The 16,805-nt window shown below is 67.9% G+C and carries 19 protein-coding genes; 5 read left to right on the plus strand and 14 right to left on the minus strand.

Annotated features, from left to right (window positions below; all coding sequences use genetic code 11):
• The first annotated feature begins 187 nt into the window (after nt 1-187).
• The gene (locus tag ASF28_RS06480; protein ID WP_157085385.1) at nt 188-766 is read left to right on the plus strand and encodes a hypothetical protein; all 579 of its coding nucleotides are present in this window, start codon (nt 188-190) and stop codon (nt 764-766) included.
• Between the two features lie 28 nt (nt 767-794).
• Here ASF28_RS06480 and tolB read toward each other — a convergent pair whose 3' ends face one another.
• The 4 genes from tolB to tolQ all read right to left on the minus strand — a co-directional run bounded on the left by tolB (nt 795) and on the right by tolQ (nt 4,839).
• Entirely contained in the window at nt 795-2,117 is a 1,323-nt protein-coding gene (tolB, locus tag ASF28_RS06485; protein WP_056089197.1) for a Tol-Pal system beta propeller repeat protein TolB, read from the minus strand.
• Nucleotides 2,118-2,234: 117 nt separating this feature from the next.
• Complete coding sequence (gene tolA, locus ASF28_RS06490; RefSeq protein ID WP_244474909.1) at nt 2,235-3,638, minus strand: cell envelope integrity protein TolA; 1,404 nt, start codon at nt 3,636-3,638, stop codon at nt 2,235-2,237.
• Between the two features lie 13 nt (nt 3,639-3,651).
• Nucleotides 3,652-4,095 (minus strand): ExbD/TolR family protein, encoded by a 444-nt coding sequence (locus tag ASF28_RS06495; protein ID WP_056089200.1) that lies wholly within the window; start codon nt 4,093-4,095, stop codon nt 3,652-3,654.
• A gap of 27 nt (nt 4,096-4,122) precedes the next feature.
• Nucleotides 4,123-4,839, minus strand: coding sequence for a protein TolQ (tolQ, locus tag ASF28_RS06500; RefSeq protein ID WP_056089202.1), 717 nt, complete (start codon nt 4,837-4,839; stop codon nt 4,123-4,125).
• 501 nt (nt 4,840-5,340) lie between these two features.
• On the opposite strand from tolQ, the gene ASF28_RS06505 reads away from it, so the two are divergent.
• Nucleotides 5,341-6,504 (plus strand): methyl-accepting chemotaxis protein, encoded by a 1,164-nt coding sequence (locus tag ASF28_RS06505; RefSeq protein WP_244474910.1) that lies wholly within the window; start codon nt 5,341-5,343, stop codon nt 6,502-6,504.
• 104 nt (nt 6,505-6,608) lie between these two features.
• Here ASF28_RS06505 and ybgC read toward each other — a convergent pair whose 3' ends face one another.
• Together ybgC and ruvB are read right to left on the minus strand one after the other, a co-directional pair.
• The gene (gene ybgC / locus ASF28_RS06510; RefSeq protein ID WP_056089207.1) at nt 6,609-7,055 is read right to left on the minus strand and encodes a tol-pal system-associated acyl-CoA thioesterase; all 447 of its coding nucleotides are present in this window, start codon (nt 7,053-7,055) and stop codon (nt 6,609-6,611) included.
• Between the two features lie 37 nt (nt 7,056-7,092).
• A complete protein-coding gene (ruvB, locus tag ASF28_RS06515; protein ID WP_082476128.1) occupies nt 7,093-8,142 on the minus strand; it encodes a Holliday junction branch migration DNA helicase RuvB in 1,050 nt (349 codons plus the stop codon).
• Between the two features lie 196 nt (nt 8,143-8,338).
• Between ruvB and ASF28_RS06520 the strand changes: the two genes are divergently transcribed.
• A complete protein-coding gene (locus ASF28_RS06520) occupies nt 8,339-8,923 on the plus strand; it encodes a Uma2 family endonuclease (RefSeq protein ID WP_056089210.1) in 585 nt (194 codons plus the stop codon).
• Nucleotides 8,924-8,966: 43 nt separating this feature from the next.
• On the opposite strand, the gene bfr is transcribed toward ASF28_RS06520, so the two are convergent.
• From bfr to ruvA, 3 genes are all read right to left on the minus strand, one after another.
• Entirely contained in the window at nt 8,967-9,464 is a 498-nt protein-coding gene (gene bfr / locus ASF28_RS06525; protein ID WP_056089214.1) for a bacterioferritin, read from the minus strand.
• A gap of 60 nt (nt 9,465-9,524) precedes the next feature.
• Nucleotides 9,525-9,794 (minus strand): (2Fe-2S)-binding protein, encoded by a 270-nt coding sequence (locus ASF28_RS06530; protein ID WP_056089217.1) that lies wholly within the window; start codon nt 9,792-9,794, stop codon nt 9,525-9,527.
• Between the two features lie 205 nt (nt 9,795-9,999).
• Nucleotides 10,000-10,617, minus strand: coding sequence for a Holliday junction branch migration protein RuvA (gene ruvA / locus ASF28_RS06535; protein ID WP_056089220.1), 618 nt, complete (start codon nt 10,615-10,617; stop codon nt 10,000-10,002).
• A gap of 185 nt (nt 10,618-10,802) precedes the next feature.
• Here ruvA and ASF28_RS06540 point away from each other — a divergent pair, with 185 nt between their 5' ends.
• Nucleotides 10,803-11,420 (plus strand): YceI family protein, encoded by a 618-nt coding sequence (locus ASF28_RS06540; protein WP_056091326.1) that lies wholly within the window; start codon nt 10,803-10,805, stop codon nt 11,418-11,420.
• Nucleotides 11,421-11,442: 22 nt separating this feature from the next.
• Here ASF28_RS06540 and ASF28_RS06545 read toward each other — a convergent pair whose 3' ends face one another.
• From ASF28_RS06545 to ASF28_RS06555, 3 genes are all read right to left on the minus strand, one after another.
• The gene (locus ASF28_RS06545; RefSeq protein WP_056089223.1) at nt 11,443-12,018 is read right to left on the minus strand and encodes a PilZ domain-containing protein; all 576 of its coding nucleotides are present in this window, start codon (nt 12,016-12,018) and stop codon (nt 11,443-11,445) included.
• 215 nt (nt 12,019-12,233) lie between these two features.
• Nucleotides 12,234-12,803 carry a crossover junction endodeoxyribonuclease RuvC gene (gene ruvC, locus ASF28_RS06550; RefSeq protein WP_056089226.1) on the minus strand — a complete coding sequence of 190 codons (570 nt, stop codon included), beginning with the start codon at nt 12,801-12,803 and terminating at the stop codon, nt 12,234-12,236.
• A gap of 157 nt (nt 12,804-12,960) precedes the next feature.
• Nucleotides 12,961-14,001: a glutamine synthetase beta-grasp domain-containing protein gene (locus ASF28_RS06555; RefSeq protein WP_056089231.1), complete on the minus strand. Its 1,041-nt coding sequence runs from the start codon at nt 13,999-14,001 to the stop codon at nt 12,961-12,963.
• Between the two features lie 469 nt (nt 14,002-14,470).
• Between ASF28_RS06555 and ASF28_RS06560 the strand changes: the two genes are divergently transcribed.
• Nucleotides 14,471-14,662: a DUF2735 domain-containing protein gene (locus tag ASF28_RS06560; RefSeq protein WP_056089233.1), complete on the plus strand. Its 192-nt coding sequence runs from the start codon at nt 14,471-14,473 to the stop codon at nt 14,660-14,662.
• A gap of 6 nt (nt 14,663-14,668) precedes the next feature.
• Here ASF28_RS06560 and ASF28_RS06565 read toward each other — a convergent pair whose 3' ends face one another.
• Entirely contained in the window at nt 14,669-15,613 is a 945-nt protein-coding gene (locus tag ASF28_RS06565) for a glutaminase (RefSeq protein WP_082476025.1), read from the minus strand.
• A 75-nt stretch (nt 15,614-15,688) separates the two neighbouring features.
• Nucleotides 15,689-16,435, minus strand: a complete 747-nt coding sequence (locus tag ASF28_RS06570; RefSeq protein ID WP_056089237.1) for a YebC/PmpR family DNA-binding transcriptional regulator — start codon at nt 16,433-16,435, stop codon at nt 15,689-15,691.
• Nucleotides 16,436-16,805 lie beyond the last annotated feature (370 nt).

A 16,805-nucleotide genomic window follows, 5' to 3' on the forward strand; every position in this document is an offset into this window, starting at 1 on the left:
GAGGCGAAAAAGAAGCGTTATCCCTTTTCGAGGCCGTTTGGAAAGATCCCGGGATAATACCTTCCAGTTCAGCCACTTAGTTCCATCGAAGGGACATTGGTTCAGCTTGAACTCATTCTTACGACTTAAACTTTTTGCACATGACAGGCGGCTGCACGCAAGGATAGAAATGGTGTGGGAGGGCGCGATGGCTGACATCAAAGTGGTTGCCGGAAATTGCGGCAAGGGTAGAGGGACATACCAAGCTGGGGTCCTGACCAGTCCAGATGGCGTCGAGCGCTCGATCGAGAGCTTGTTGACCGTGGAAGCCCACGGCGATGTTGCGGGCGCGCGCAACTGGGGTGGTCAGGTTCTCGATGGGCTGAAAGGAAGCTTGGCCCTCGCCTCGAACATCGATCTGAGCGGAACGGCCCTGCTGGCGGCGACAGCCCTGACTTCGATCTCGGCCGAAGACTCTCAGCCTCAGACCCTGCTGGAGATCGCGTTTCAGGATGGCGGACTATTGATCGCCCTCGCCGATCCGCGTCTGCCGGCCCTGATCGCCAACGATCGGGACGTTCTCCGGCGAGGCTTCGCCCGGGCGGCACAACGTGTAGTGCAGCCGGACGCTGGACCGGCCAGTGCGGATGTAGGGCTGATAGCGACGGCGAGCGATGCAGCTCAAGCCGCGGCGGGCGCGGTCCAGGCGGCGGCTGGAGCCGCCAGCGCATCGCTCACGTCAGCTTTCGGCTTCGTTCGTCGAACCGCCGGCTTCGAACGCGGCTGAAGCTTCAGCCGCGCACTTTGCAGGAAACCTACTTACCTGCCAGCAGCGGCGACCACGTCGGGTCGGACGCGTAGGACGGCGTCGGCACCGGCTGCTCCACCTTGCCGGTGATGTCGACCATGTAGAGCTTGCCGCCGCCCTGGCCGCCGGGATCGCGGAAGAACAGCACGTACTGGCCGTTGGGCGCGAAGGTCGGGCCCTCGTTGTGGAAGCCCTCCGTAAGCACCCGTTCGCCCGAGCCGTCCGGCTTCATCACGCAGATGGCGAACCCGCCCTTGCGCTGGCGGGTGAAGGCGATGAGGTCGCCGCGCGGGGACCAGGCCGGCTGCGAGGCCGAGCCCTCGCCGAAGGAGATGCGGGTCGGGTTTCCGCCCGTGGCGCTCATGACGTAGACCTGCTGCGAGCCGCCGCGATCGGACTCGAACACGATCTGGCTGCCGTCGGGCGAGAAGGTCGGCGAGGTGTCGATGGCGTTGCCGTTGGTGATCGGCGTCTGCGCCTTGGAGCCGAGATCCATCACCACGATGTCGGCGTTGCCGCCCTCCTGCACGCTCATGACGAGGCGCCGGCCATCGGGGGAGAAGCGCGGGCTCGTGCTCATGGAACCGGCCTTGCCCACCGCCTGGCGGCCGCCGGTTTCGAGGTTGATGACCTGGATGCGCGGCGGCTGGCCCGTCGCCTGGGTCATGAAGGCGATGTCCTGAGTCGCGGGCGAGTAGCGCGGGGCGACCACCGCCGTCTCGCCGTTGGTGAGGGCCCGCACGTTGGCGCCGTCCTGGTCCATGACCATGAGGCGCTTGCGGCGGTTCTCCTTCGAGCCGGACTCGTCCACGAAGGCGATGCGGCTGTCGAACCACGGCCCGAGGCCGGTGATCTTGGTGTAGACGGCGTCCGAGATGAGGTGACCCGTGCGCCGGGCGTTGGCGGTGTCGGCGCCGTATTGCTGGCCCGTCATCTGCTGGCCCGAGGTCACGTCCCACAGCCGGAACTCGACCTTGAGCTTGCCCGACGGATCGCGCGAGACCCGCCCCGTCACCAGGGCCTGGACCCCGGCCGTGCGCCACTTGTCGAAGCCCGGCACCGCATCGAAGCCGGGGCTCTCGGGAAACTTCGCCTTCTCGACGGGCACGAAGTAGCCCGACCGGCGCAGGTTGTTCGTCACCACGCTCGACACCAGCAGGCCGAGGCTCGGATCGCCCGAGAAGTCCGTGACCGCGATGGGCATGGGCTGGAACGCGCCGCCGCCGATGCGCAGGTTGAGCTGCGCGCGCGCCGGCCCGGCGAGGCCGAACAGCACGAGAGCCAGGGCGGCGAGGAGGGGCGCAAGGCGCGCGGTGGGGCTGGGGAGCATGGTCGGTTCCGACTTTTTGGGACTATCTGTCCGGGCGGTCGCGCACGGTGGTCACGTCACGCGAGCAGGCTCACGGCGCGGGCGAGCGGCCCGGGTCGATGGATCGGGTCCGGCGCATCAGACCCGCGAAAACTCGAATTCCGCGTTGATCGCCTTCCAGTCGTTGTAATACGGCGCGTACTGGGCGGGAATCTTGTAGGGCGCGCAGCGTCGCACGGCGCGTTGCGCCGCTTCAGCGATGGAGCGGTCGACGGCGTTGGCGCCGCCGCGCATGATCCGGGGCTCCGTGGTGAGCGCCCCGTCCGGGTTCAGCCGGATGTCGAGCATCGGCAGGATCACGCCCTGCGCCGCGCCGGGGGGGGCGACGTAGCAGCGCTCGATCTGTTGCTGCAGCATGCCGACCAGGGCCTCGCGCAGGGACGGCGACAGGCGCTGCGAATTGCCCGAGGCGGCCCCGAGGGAGGCCGTGCGCTGCACATCGCGACCGGTGGCGCCGGTGGATTGCGAGGGCGCCTTCGAGGCCAGCAGTTGGCGGATGTCGCCGGCGCTGAACTTTTCGGCGAGCTCGGCCTGCTTCTTCGCCTTGGCCTCGGCATCGGCCTTGCCCTTCGCATCCGCCAGGGCCTTGGCTTTCGCCTTGGCGGCGGTCTCCGCTTTGGCCTTCGCGGCCGCATCGGCCTTGGCCGCAGCCTCGGCTTCCGCCTTCGCTTCGGCGACCTGCTTCTGATGCTCGGCTTCGGCCTTGGCGGCTTTCTCGGCCAGGGCCTTGGCCTCCGCACGCGCCTTCTCGGCCTCCGCCTTCTCGGCCTTGGCTTCGGCCTCGGCACGGGCCTTGGCATCCGCCTTCGCCTTGGCGGCCTTCTCGGCCGCCTTCGCAGCGTCCGCCTTGGCGGCGGCCTCCGCCTCGGCTTCTTCCTTCTCGATGAGCTGAGCGAGCTGCTCGCGCTTCACGGCGGCCGCCTTCGCTTCCGCCTTGGCGGCGACGGCCTTGGCCTCGGCGGCAGCCTTCGCCTCCGCCTTGGCTTCCGCCGCAGCCTCGGCCTTGGCGGCGCGGGCGGCTTCGGCCTTGGCCGCTTCCGCCTTGGCGGCTTTCGCGTCGGCCGCCTTGGCCTCCGCAGCCTTGGCCTCGGCGGCTTTGGCTTCGGCGGCTTTGGCGTCCTTGTCCGGGTCGGGTTCGTTGACGCGCAGCGGCATCTCCTCGGCGCTCGCGACCTTCATGTCGGCGGGGCGCTTCGGCGGGGCCGGGGCATCGACCTTGGCGTTCTCGGGCTCGCGCTCCTCGGCCTTGTCCGCCTTGCGGTCGGCGCGCGGCTTGGCATCCGGCTGCGGCTTGTCGGCGTTGGTCTCACCCTTGGTGAGTTCCGAATATTGCTGCTCGGTCATCACCTCGACGGGCACGCCCTCCTGCGCGTCGGGCAGGGCGGGAGCGGCGACGGTGAGCATCGCCGCCGTCAGCACGGCGACGTGCACGCCGGCCGAGATCCACATGCCCGGTTCGTTGCGCTTGAAGGGGAGCTTCACGGGGGCGCGTCCGCTACTTCTGGTCGGGCTCGGTGACGAGGGCCACCTTCTTGAAGCCGCCGCCGGTCACGATGGCCATCACCTGGGCGACCCGGCCGTAATCGACCCGCTTGTCGCCGCGCACGAACACGCGCTCCTCGAAGCCCGATTTCGAGGCCTCGGTGAGCTTCGGGATGATGCTGTCGTCGCCGAGCTCGTCCTCGCCCAGGAACACCTGACCGCTTTGACGGATGGAAAGCGTCACCGGCTTGGTGTCGGAGTTGAGGGGACTCGCCTTCGATTGCGGCAGGTCGAGGGGCACGCCGACGGTCATCATCGGCGCGGCCACCATGAAGACGATGAGCAGCACGAGGACGACGTCGATGAACGGCGTCATGTTGATCTCGTTGATGGCGCCCTGGCGCCGGCCGCGCCGCCGCCGTCCGCCACCCTGTGCCGCTCCGTGGGCCATGCCCATGATCGTCCCTCGGTCTTGCGTGGAGTCTCAGGCGACGAGCGACAGGCGCTCGTCGATCTGGCGGGAGAGGATGGCCGAGAACTCGTCGGCGAAGCCTTCGAGGCGCGACTGCTGCTTCGAGACCGTCGACTGCAGCTTGTTGTAGGCGAGCACGGCCGGAATGGCCGCGAATAGCCCGATGGCAGTGGCGAACAGGGCCTCGGCGATGCCGGGCGCCACCACGGCGAGGGAGGTGTTCTTCGAGGCCGCGATGGATGTGAATGCCGTCATGATGCCCCAGACCGTGCCGAACAGGCCGATATAGGGGCCGGCCGAGCCGATGGAGGCGAGGAACAGCAGGCGCGATTCGAGGCGCTCGACCTCGCGCTGGATGGTGACGTCGAGCACCTTGTCGATGCGCTGGGACAGGCTCTGGATCTGCCGGCCGGAGCCCTCGAACGAGCGCTTCCACTCGCGCATGGCCGCCACGAACAGGGCGCCCTGACCCACCGCCGGCTTGTCGTTGAACGAGCGGTAGAGCTCCTCAAGGGAACGGCCCGACCAGAACGCCTCCTCAAAAGCATCCATCTCGGCCTTGGTGCGGCGGAACAGCAGGGTCTTGTCGACGATGATCGACCAGCACCAGACGGAGGCGCCCAGCAGCCCCACCATCACCACCTTGACGACGAAATGGGCCTGCAGGAACAGGCCCAGCAAGGTCATGTCGGGGGCCGGCATCGCCTGCATGGCATCGGCTGGGTTCATGACACGATCCTTGGATAAAACCCCGCGCGGAGCCGTCACGGAACCGGTGGCCCGACCCTCGCGCTTCAACCGGAACCTTGTGCGATTTCAACGCTCAATGGGCCGCGAATCTGTCGAAAGTATGGGGCTGTGTTGTGCATCGCACGCGACTGCTCCGAGCGCAGTTAAGCACGCAGCAGGGTTAACATTTCCTTGCCGCCGCCCTTCGCAGGGCCACGACCAGCCCCCCCGTTCGCCTCCCGGGCCGCCGTCGCGTCTCGAGGCGGGCGGCAACGCTCGAAACTCAACAGCGCCATGACGGGCAGACAATAAGTCACTCATCTGATCTTCCATTTAACGAAATTTTTACTAATAGTTTATAATAATATCTCAGTCTATCAAATATGAATCCGATGCCTCGGGAATCGCGCCATGAAAATCCGCAGGTCGATACTTGGTGCATTGCGCCGAACGCACGACGTTGAACGGACCGAATTCGCGCCTCAGATCGATTCGGAGGCGGTGCTGAATGCCCTCCCGGTGAATGTCCTCGTCCTGGACCCAGTCAGCGCCAACATCACCTATGCCAACCGGCGCAGCATCGAGACGATGCACGCCCTGCGGGAATACCTGCCGAGGGAGGTCGACCCCGACCGCATGATCGGGACATCGATGGACGTGTTCCACAGGAACCCCCGTCACCAGCGCAGCATCGTCGCCGACCCGTCGCGCCTGCCCTGGCGGACCAAGATCCGCCTGGGTCCCAAGACCCTCGACCTGCACGTCTCGGCGGTGATGTCACAGGGCAGCTACGTCGCGGCCGTGCTGTCCTGGGCCGACGTGACGCCGTTCACCGACGCGATCTCGGCGTTCGACGGCGCGATCCAGACCGCCCTCGATACCGCCGGCGGCGCGACGAGCACCCTGCGCGACTCGGCCCGGCAGGTGCTGGAGAAGACGGGAGAGACCTCCCACGCCGCCGCGACGGCCGCCACCGGAGCGGTGGGCACCTCGGCCAACGTCCGCACGGTGGCCGAGGCCGTCGAGCAGCTCAACGTCGCCAACGCCGAGATCACGCAGCAGATGAACCGGTCCCGCTCCGTCACCAGCGAGGCGGTGGAGGAAGCCCGCCAAGCGGTCGCGAGCGTGCGGGCCCTCAGCGAGAACTCGAATCATATCGGCCAGGTCGTCGGGATGATCGGCCAGATCGCCAGCCAGACGAACCTGCTGGCCTTGAACGCCACCATCGAGGCGGCCCGCGCCGGACCGGCCGGACGCGGATTCGCCGTCGTCGCCAGCGAGGTCAAGGAGCTCGCGGCCCAGACGGCGCGGGCCACGGACGACGTCTCGCGGCAGGTCGCGATGATCCAGACCGCGACGACCTCCACGGCCTCCACCATCGAGCGGATCGCCGGCATCATCGCCCGGATCGACGAGAGCGCCCTCTCGGTAGGGTCGGCGGTCGAGGAACAGTCGGCGACCTCCACGGAGATCCGCCGCAGCGTCGAAGAGGCCTCGGGTCGGACCGAAACGGTCAGTTCCAGCGTCGCGGCGGTGGCGAAGAGCGCGACGGATTCGGCCAGCTCGGCGCAAAGCATGCTGAGCGCGACGGCGGAACTCAACCGCGAGATCGACGCCGTGGCGGCGGCGGTCAAGCTCTTCCTCGGCGAAGTCCGCAAGATCTGAGGCGGCTCCCCCTCGAACGGAGCGCAGGCCGCATCACCGGGCCTGCGGGGCGAAAACCGGTTCGCGGCCGGGGGTGGTGCCCTATCCCGGCATCGCCCCGGCCTTCACGCCGCCGGCACCGGTCCGGCGGCGTCACCCTCGGGCGACAGAACGCGGCGCAGGGCATCGGGAAGGCGGATGGCCCGGCCGTCTCGCACGCAGGCGACGACGACCTCGGCCTTCACCAGGAGCTCGTCCCCGCGCCGGACCTCCTGGGCGAGATGCATCGAGGCGCCCTTCATCGCAGCCGTCCAGGTCCGGATGTCCAGGAGGTCGTCCATTCGCGCGGGCTTGGCGTAGTCGATCACCATCCGGCGCACGACGAAGTGCAGGCCGGCGGCATCCCGGTGCAGGTCGGACTGGTCACCGGCCAAGCCGCGCAGCAATTCGGTGCGCCCGCGCTCCATGAAGCGCAGGTAGCTCGCATGGTAGACGAAGCCGGAGAAGTCGGTGTCCTCGTAATAGACCCGCACGGGCTGACGATGGACGCCGGGGAGGTCGGTTTCGCTCAAGGGCGGCTCTCCTGTGGCGGGGCTCGAAGGGACCCCATCATGCCTCCGGGTCGGTGGGAAACAGGCCGAACTGCGAGCCCGGTTCGCGGCGCGGCTCGGGAAAGCCCATGTGGCGGAACGCGTGCGGCGTGAGCATGCGGCCGCGCGGGGTGCGCTGCACGAAGCCCTTCTGGATCAGGAACGGTTCGATGATGTCCTCGATGGCGTCGCGTGGTTCCGAGAGCGCCGCCGCGATGGTCTCGATCCCCACGGGTCCGCCGTTGAAGGATTTGGCGATCATCGTGAGGTACTTGCGGTCCATCACGTCGAGGCCGGCCGGGTCGACGTCGAGGAGCTGGAGGGCCCGGTCGGCGATGGCCCGCGTCACGGTGGGAGCGTCGGCCACGATGGCGAAGTCGCGCACCCGGCGCAGCAGGCGCCCGGCGATGCGCGGCGTGCCCCGCGCGCGCTTGGCGATCTCGTTCGCCCCCTCCTCTGACATGCCCAGACCCAGCACTCGGGCCCCGCGCCGCACGATGAGTTCGAGCTCGTCGACATCGTAGAATTCGAGGCGGATCGGGATGCCGAAGCGGTCGCGCAGGGGCGTCGTCAGCAGGCCGGCGCGGGTGGTGGCGCCCACCAGGGTGAACTTCGGCAGTTCGATCTTCACCGAGCGCGCCGCCGGGCCCTCGCCGATGATGAGGTCGAGCTGATAATCCTCCATGGCCGGGTAGAGGATCTCTTCCACCGCCGGGTTGAGGCGGTGGATCTCGTCGATGAAGAGCACGTCGCGCTCCTCGAGGTTCGTGAGCTGGGCGGCGAGATCCCCCGCCTTGGCGATGACCGGGCCGGAGGTGGAGCGGAAGTTCACCCCGAGTTCGCGCGCGACGATCTGCGCGAGGGTGGTCTTGCCGAGGCCCGGCGGGCCGACGAACAGGACGTGGTCGAGGGCCGAGCCGGTCTTCTTCGCCGATTCGATGAAGATGCTCATGTTGGCGCGGGCCGCGCGCTGGCCGATGAACTCCGCGAGACTCAGGGGGCGAATCGACGATTCGAGGTCGTCCTCCCGGCGCTCCGGGGTCAGGAGCGAGTCCGGCAGCGGGTGCAGGGTCGGCGATTTCGGGGGACCGGACGGCTTGGGGGAGCCGGACGGCCTGGGGGATTTCGGAAGCTTGCTCACACGGACTCTCGGTGGGGCCCGGCGGGGCCTGCGTCCAGCAACTGTTGTCGGGGCCGATGTCGCACACCAGCCCGGATCGCGCTACATTCGCGGCGTCGGCGGATGGCCGTCGGGGGAGCTCACGATGGACAACGCGTCCGCCGAGTTCGAGAGGATGGATTTCGACGACTTCGAGGAATTGCTGGCCGACAAGCCGCGCAACGAGCGCTGGGAGTTGATCGGCGGCCGCGTCGTCCGGATGATGGTCGGCGCGCGCTGGGAGCACGGACGGATCGTCCAGAACATCGCAAGCCATCTGCATCAAGGCTTTCGGGCGAAAGGATCGTCCTGCCAGACGTTTGCCGAGACGTTCTACCTGAAGAGCCGCCCCCTCGACGGGGCGTTGTTACCCGACGTTCTCGTTGTGTGCGGCGGCATCGAAGCGGGCGCCACTTCGGTGGACAATCCCACGGTGCTGATCGAAGTGGTCTCGCCCGGCACGGAAGCGCGCGACCGCCTGGAGAAGTGGCGGATCTACCAACAGCTGCCGGCCCTGCAGCACTACGTCCTTGTGGCACGGGACCGACCACACCTCGAGGTTTACGATCGGGTCGATGAAGCCTGGAGCGGCTTTCGGGTTATCGAGGGCATGGACGCGACGCTCGAACTCGTCGCGATCCAGGCGTCCCTGCCCTTGAGCGAAGTCTATTGGAGCGTCTTCGGCCCCTGAAAAATCCCGCGGCGCCCGAAGCGCCGCGAGAGACCCTATCATCTCACTCGGCTTCGGGCGCGATGGGCTCCAGGCCGCCGATGTGCTTCTGCGCGTAGAGCGGCAGGCCGACCTGGGAGATCAGTTCGAGCTGGGTCTCCAAAAAGTCGATATGGCCTTCCTCGTCCTCGGCCAGATCCTCGAACAGGCGCTTCGACACGCGGTCGTTGATCGAATCGCAGTACTTGGCGGCCTCGAGATAGAGCGCCCGCGCCTCGGTCTCGGCGGCGAGATCGCACTCGATGATTTCCTGCACGTTCTGGCCGATCCGCAGGGGATCGAGTTCCTGCAGGTTGGGGAAGCCGTCGAGGAACAGAATGCGATCGACGAAGCGATCGGCGTGGTTCATCTCCTCAATGGATTCCTTGCGCCAGAACTTGGCCAGCTCGATGTAGCCCCAATCATTGAGCATGCGGAAATGGAGCCAGTACTGGCTGACCGCCGTCAGTTCGCTGCGCAGTCCCCGATTGAGGTACTCGACGACCTTCGCATCACCCTTCATCCGCCCATTCTCCCTTGAGGCACCGTGGCCGGAAGGGAGCGTGGCACCTCGCACAGGCGCTCAGGCGGCGATCCCTTCCTCCGCAGTTTGGAGCTTGACCAAACTACAGCCCGTTGCGCAAGTCGTCGAGCACGCATGGCCGGCCTCCTCGAGGGCGGCTTGCAGGGCGTTCTGCATGATCGACCGGATGGTGCGGGCGCAGCGCCCGCATTTCGGGCTGCAGCCGAGGCAGGCCTGGACCTGGGCCGGCGTGCGGGGACAATCCGGGCCGCGATGGAGGCAGGCGCGGACCGCGTTGTCGGACAGGACGTTGCAGGAACAGACGATCATGCGGGACCGAAACTCGCGCTGGGCATCGTGCCGTTGGGGAGGATGCCGGGGCCTAGGGCCCGACCCCTGTCTCGAACGCTAGATTAGAATCACTAGAAACTGCTGTCTTTACAGGACCTTAGAGGCCCGGGGCGAATCTGGCAATGTCCGTGCACGCCGTCAAGGGCACAATTGCATTGGGCGCCAACGATCCCGCGCGGGCGTTTCAACGGGCGAGTTCGCGAAGCCCCAGCCGGATCAGGGTCTTGGCCTCGGCGCCCTCCCCCGCGCCCGCCAGCACCACCGCGATGGCGGCCGAGGCCTGCACCGGGGCATAGCCGAGATTGACCAGGGCCGAGACGGCGTCGGCCACGGGCTGGGGCGCGGAGCGGTCCTGCACGGCGCCGTTGAGGGCGATGACGGACGGATCGATGGGGGCGTAGGCCGGGGCCTTGTCCTTGAGTTCGGCGACCAGCCGGGCGGCGAGGCGCGGGCCGACGCCGGGTGCGCGCGCGACGGCAGTCTTGTCGCCGAGGGCGATGGCGGAGGCCAGAGCCTCCGGCTCCAGCACGGAGAGCAACCCGAGGGCCACCTTCGAGCCGACGCCCTGCACGGTCTGGAGCAGGCGGAACCACTCGCGCTCGGGATCGGAGCGGAAGCCGTAGAGGCGGATCATGTCCTCGCGGACATGGGTGTCGATGGCAAGGCTCGCGGCCTCGCCGATGGCGGGCATGCGCTGGAGCGTGCGGGCCGAGCAATGCACCACGTAGCCGACCCCCTGAACGTCGAGGATCACGAAGTCCTCTCCGTAGGAATCCACGACGCCCTTCAGCTTGCCGATCATGCGAAGTCTCTTATCAGAGGGGACGGGGCGGTGTCCGAGGATTGGCCGGGCGGCCCGGAGAACCGAGGGGCGACATGAAGCATGGATCCGTCACCAATCCGCAGGCGCGCACCGGCCGGACGGGCCCGAGCAGGGCGCCCCTGGGCAAGGCCGCCCTGGGCAAGGCCGCCCTGGGTAAGGCCGCCCTGCGCAGTAGCACCGTTCTCGCCCTGACGCTGCTGGGTCTCGCCGGCCCCCACGCGCAGGAGACGCCCCCGCCGGCCCCCACCACCGACCCGACGCAGGTCCGCTCCGGGGCCTACCGCCTCGATCCGGCCCACGGCAAGATCACCTGGTCGCTCGGCCACCTCGGCTTCTCGACCTATTACGGGCAGATCACCGACGTGGCGGCGGAGGCGAGCCTCGACGCGAAGGCCCCGGACAAGAGCCGCATCAGCGTCACCGTCGGCACGCCGAGCATCACCGGACTCAACGACAAGCTCGACGCCCACCTCAAGAGCCCGGACTTCTTCGACACGCAGAAATTCCCCACGGCGACCTTCGTCAGCACCTCCGTCGAGCCGACCAGTCCGACGACGGCGCGGGTCAACGGCGAACTCACCCTCAAGGGGGTCACCAGACCGGTCTCGTTCGACGCCACCTTCAACCAGGCCGGGCTCCACCCCGTCGACAAGCTCTACACCGTCGGATTCGACGGGCGGGCGGTGATCAAGCGCTCGGAGTTCGGGATCACCGCCTACCTGTCGATGGTGGGCGACGAGGTGACCCTGCGCCTGGAGGGCGAGTTCAAGGCGGTACCCTGACGGCCGGCCGCGCCGGGCGATCTCAGAGGGTGATGTGCTGGTCGATCGCCTGGGGGGCGAACGCCCTGTCGAACACCGCGCCGATCCCGTGCTCGAAGTGACGGGCGACGCGGGCCGCCGTCCGGCCGATGGTGATGGGCGCGCCGATGGCGATCTGCACGTCGAGGGTGAAGGCGACGCCGGACGCCGAGACGTTGAGAAGCCTGGCCGGCACGATCCGGCCATCCGCGAGTTCGACGGTCACGTCGGTCTCCAGGGGCGTCACCCGGGGATGGACGCGGACGGGGGCGGTCGCCTCCTGCTGCTCCGAGAGCAGGCGCAGTTCCCGGGCGACGCTGGCGACGGCCTGCTGTTTCGCAAGGAGGCGGACGACGAAGGCGTGGTCACCGATGCTGACCACGCGGGTTTCCACGGCGCCGATATGGCGGATGTTGCAGGTCAGTTCCTCGTCGACGAGCGGGGTGGTGGCGGAGCGGAAGTGAATTCCGTCCGGGGAGACGATGTCCGTCACGGCGTAAAACTCGGAGCGATCCCGTCCCCAGCACAGGGCCGGGACGACCACCGTGTGGTGATGGGGTTTCGCGTGCGGGTGTCTCATCGCTCTCACTGTGCCGCTCGCGGGCATCGTAGGATCGGGAGTCTTTCGATCGCTCTCGCGGGATAGGAAGAGTTGTAGCGATTCCGTCGAACGACGGGCCCTTCCTCCCGGACCGGGCGCCCCCGCGGATGGGGCCTCCCAGTTCCGGGCGGCCCGAAGCGCCACCCTCAGCCCGAACCGCCAGGTGGCGTCCCGGTGCGATCAGCCCGGTGCGATCAGCCCGCTTTGGCCAGGGCCGCGGCGATGCGGGCGGCGGCAAGCGCGCTCATCCCCGGCACGGGGGCATGCCGGCTCTTGAGGGCGTGGGAGGCGCGGTGGTTGGCGTGGGTGACGGCGATGGCCAGGGCGTCGGCGGCATCGGCCGTCTTGAACTCGGCCTTCGGCATCAGGAACTTCACCATGGCCTGGATCTGCACCTTGTCGGCGTGACCGGCCCCGCAGACGGTCTTCTTGACGAGGTTGGCGGCGTATTCCGACACCGGCAAACCCGCCAGCGCCGGGACCAGCAGGGCGATGGCGCGGGCATGTCCGAGCTTCAGCGTCGCCTGGGCGTCCTTGTTGACGAAGGTCTCCTCCACGGCGACCTCGTCGGGGGAAAACCCCCGGACCACCCGGCTGATGCCCTCGTGCAGCTCGCGCAGGCGGAGCGCCAGGGGCAGGTCGCCATCGGAGGTGACGACGCCGCAATCGACGTAGGCGAGCTTGGTCCCCGTGACGGTGATCACGCCCCAGCCGGTGCGGCGCAGTCCGGGATCGATGCCGAGGATGCGGACGGGAGCGGTCATGCGTGGTGGCCCTGGAGCGCGCGGGTCGCGCCGGCGTCGAGCGTTAGGCACATACCGTGAACGGACCGTTTCGCCAAACCCCTCCCCCCGAAATGCGAACGGCGCGGCCCCGCGAAGGGCCGCGCCGCGCTCTGGAGGATCGGGAAAGCCGGTCGCCTCAGGCGGCCGCGGAGACTCCGGCGGCGGTGGGAACCGAGGCCACGGTCTTCAGGATCTGCGAGGCGATCTGGTAGGGGTCCCCCTGGCTGTTGGGACGGCGGTCCTCCAGGTAGCCCTTGTACGCGTTGTTGACGAAGCTGTGCGGCACGCGGATCGAGGCGCCGCGATCGGCGACGCCGTAGCTGAACTCGTTGATCGCCGCGGTCTCGTGCTTGCCCGTCAGGCGCATGTGGTTGTCGGGGCCGTAGACGGCGATGTGGTCGTCGAGGTTGTCCTTGAAGGCGGCCATCAGCGCCTCGAAGTAAGCCTTGCCGCCCACCGTGCGCAGGTGCTCCGTCGAGAAGTTGGCGTGCATGCCCGAGCCGTTCCAGTCCGTGGCACCCAGGGGCTTGCAATGGTACTCGACGTCGATCTCGTAGCTCTCGCACAGGCGCTGGAGGATGTAGCGGGCGACCCACATCTCGTCGGCGGCCTTCTTGGAGCCCTTGCCGAAGATCTGGAACTCCCACTGGCCCTTGGCGACCTCGGCGTTGATGCCCTCGTGGTTGATGCCGGCGTCGAGGCAGAGGTCGAGGTGCTCCTCGACGATCTTGCGGGCGATGGAGCCGACTTCCTTGTAGCCGACGCCGCAATAGTACGGTCCCTGGGGCGCCGGATAGCCGGAAGCGGGGAAGCCGAGCGGACGGCCGTCCTTGTAGAAGAAGTACTCCTGCTCGAAGCCGAACCAGGCGCCGTCGTCATCCAGGATGGTGGCGCGCTTGTTGGAGGCGTGGGGGGTGACGCCGTCCGGCATCATCACTTCGCACATGACCAGGACGCCGTTCTTGCGGGTCGCGTCGGGGAAGTGGCGCACGGGCTTCAGCATGCAATCGGAAGAGCCGCCCTCGGCCTGCATGGTCGAGCTGCCGTCGAAGCCCCACATGGGAAGCTGATCGAGGGTCGGGAAGCCGTCGAATTCCTTGATCTGCGTCTTCCCGCGCAGGTTGGGGACGGGCGTGTAGCCGTCCAGCCAGATGTATTCGAGCTTGTACTTCGTCATCGTGAAGTCTCTCTTCCGTTCGCGGTGCGGACCACCGCCGAGCGCGGACCGTCGACCGCCCCAGGGAACTGCCGCCCTCGCAAAAGCATTTGCTATGCCAATCAAACCTAGATCCGTTCGCCCGTCGGGACCGGCTAAGTCCCCCTTGGGATCCAGCCTTCGGATGCGGCATTTGCCCAGCAATTGGGCATTTTGCATTGTTTTTCATCATACGATGCCCATGCCATGTTCTTGAGCAGACACAGCGAAGCATAGGCTCGATATCGGCACCTCGAAATCTCGTTTACCCCGAACGAGGATTTCCCCATCGAACTATTGCATCGCGTTTTAGCAATCGCCGGCATGCGCATATTTCCGGCAGATGCGCGTTTTATTCGCGTCAGGCCGCGCATTCCCAGGGCAGAGGGTCTATGTTGTGCTCAGCGTTCGAGCGGCGCCGTCGGTGCCGCTCCCAGGGAGACTCAGTTCGATGACGCCGTCCGCCACGCGTGAGACCGCCAAGATCTACGCCTTCCCGACCGGGGGCCGCCTCGGCGCGGACCGCCGCGAGGCCAGCCGCCCGCGCGGCGAAACGAAGGCGATGCAGCCACCGGCCGCGTTCGCCGCCTGCGGCTATCATGAGGCCGCCCTGGTGGACGCGGACCGCTCGCGCAAGTCCTGACGGCGATCAGACGCCGAAGATCGACCAGCCGAGGCGCCGGGTGAGGGTTTCGAGGGCGATCCGGCCGAGGTGGGAATTGCCCGAGGCGTCGAGGCCGGGGGACCACACGGCGATGGAGGCACGCCCCGGCGCCACGGCCAGGATGCCGCCGCCGACGCCGCTCTTGCCCGGCAGGCCGACGCGGTAGGCGAACTCGCCCGACCCGTCGTAATGGCCGCAGGTGAGCATCACGGCGTTGATGCGGCGTGCCCGCTCCGCCGAAATCACGGAATGGCCCGTCGAGGGCATCCGGCCCGAATGCACGAGGTAACGCCCGGCCCTGGCGAGTTGCCGGCACGTCATGCTGATCGCACAGTGGTGGAAGTAGACGCCCAGGGTGAAGTCCACCGGGTTGTCGAGGACGCCGAAGGATTTCATGTAATTCGCGAGCGCGACGTTGCGGAATCCCGTGCGGAGTTCCGAGGCCGCCACCGCCTCGTCGATGGTGATGCTCGGGTCCTCGGCCAGGAACTGCATGAAGCGCAAGATCTCGCCCAACCCCTCGCGCGGCTGATGGCCCGACAGAATCACGTCGGTGACCGCGATGGCGCCGGCGTTGATGAACGGATTGCGCGGGATGCCGCGCTCGCGTTCCAGCTGGACGATGGAGTTGAACGGGCTCCCCGATGGCTCGCGCCCGACCCGGCGCCACAGGCGGTCGCCGACCATGCCCAGCGCCAGGGTCAGGGTGAACACCTTCGAGATGCTCTGGATCGAGAACGCCACGTCGGCGTCGCCCCCGGCCGCGACCACGCCGTCGGCATCGATGACGACGAGGCCGAAGGCGCCCGCATCGACCCGGGCGAGCTCCGGAATGTAGGTGGCGACCTCGCCCCGGTCGGGCCGCGCCCGCATCTCCTCGGCGATCTCCCGCACGACGGCGTGCAGGTCGGGGCTGGGGCTCTGCGGCACGGCGGTCTCACGCGGGCTGAAGGGATTTCCCGACGCGACGCAATGAAACTGCCAAGCCCGGTCTCGACGGGAGCTTCAACCCGCCAGCTTCTCCATCAGGGCCTCGGACAGGGAGAAATTCACGAAGACGTTCTGGACGTCGTCCTGGTCCTCGATCACCTCGACGAGGCGCAGGAGCTTCTCGCCGGTCTCGTCGTCGACCTCGATGGTGTTCTGCGCCTTCCAGACCAGGGCCGTGCGGCGGGGCTCGCCGAAGCGCGCTTCCAGCGCCTTGGAGACCTCGCCGTAGGCGTCCTGGGCGCAGACGATCTCGTGGCCGTCCTCGGACGAGCGCACGTCGTCGGCCCCGGCCTCGATGGCGGCCTCCAGCATGGTGTCGGCATCCGCCACCTTGGCCTCGAACTCCACCACGCCGACATGGTCGAACATGAACGACACCGCGCCGGTCTCGGCGAGGCTGCCGCCGGACTTGGTGAAGGCCGAACGCACGTCGGAGGCCGTGCGGTTGCGGTTGTCCGTCTGCGCCTCGACGATGATCGCGGCGCCCCCCGGGCCGTAGCCCTCGTAGCGGATCTCGTCGTAGCTCTCGGCGTCGGCGCCCGAGGCCTTCTTGATGGCGCGCTCGATGTTGTCCTTGGGCACGTTCTCGGCGCGGGCCGCGATGATGGCGGCGCGCAGGCGGGCGTTCATGGCGGGATCCGGCAGGCCGAGCTTGGCCGCCACGGTGATCTCGCGGGCGAGCTTGCCGAACATCTTCGAGCGGACCGCATCGACGCGGCCCTTGCGGTGCATGATGTTCTTGAACTGGGAATGGCCGGCCATGGCGTGACCTATCTCGCGAAAAAGAGCGGCGCCGGATGAGGCCCGAGCCTCCTCGACGGCGCGGGGCATCGGGAATGGGCGGCGGTTATAGGCCGGGGGCGTGCGGCGTGGCAACGCGGGCGGGCCCCGGGCGTTGACCCACATGGATATCCCCCATCACGCACCGGCCCGGGCTCCCAGGACAGCACTCGGTGGGCCGGCGTCGCCCCCGGAGGCCATCGCGAACAAACCCGTCCGCTGGGGCCGCCTCGGGCTCGTCGCTCTCCTTGGGCTCGCGGCCGGCACGATCCTCTTCCCCGCCCCGGCGGAGGGTCGTGGGAACAGGCGCCGCGGGGCTTAAGGCCCATCCAGCCCCGCGCAAGCCTCTCGC

Source organism: Methylobacterium sp. Leaf99, from assembly GCF_001422375.1.
GTDB lineage: Bacteria > Pseudomonadota > Alphaproteobacteria > Rhizobiales > Beijerinckiaceae > Methylobacterium.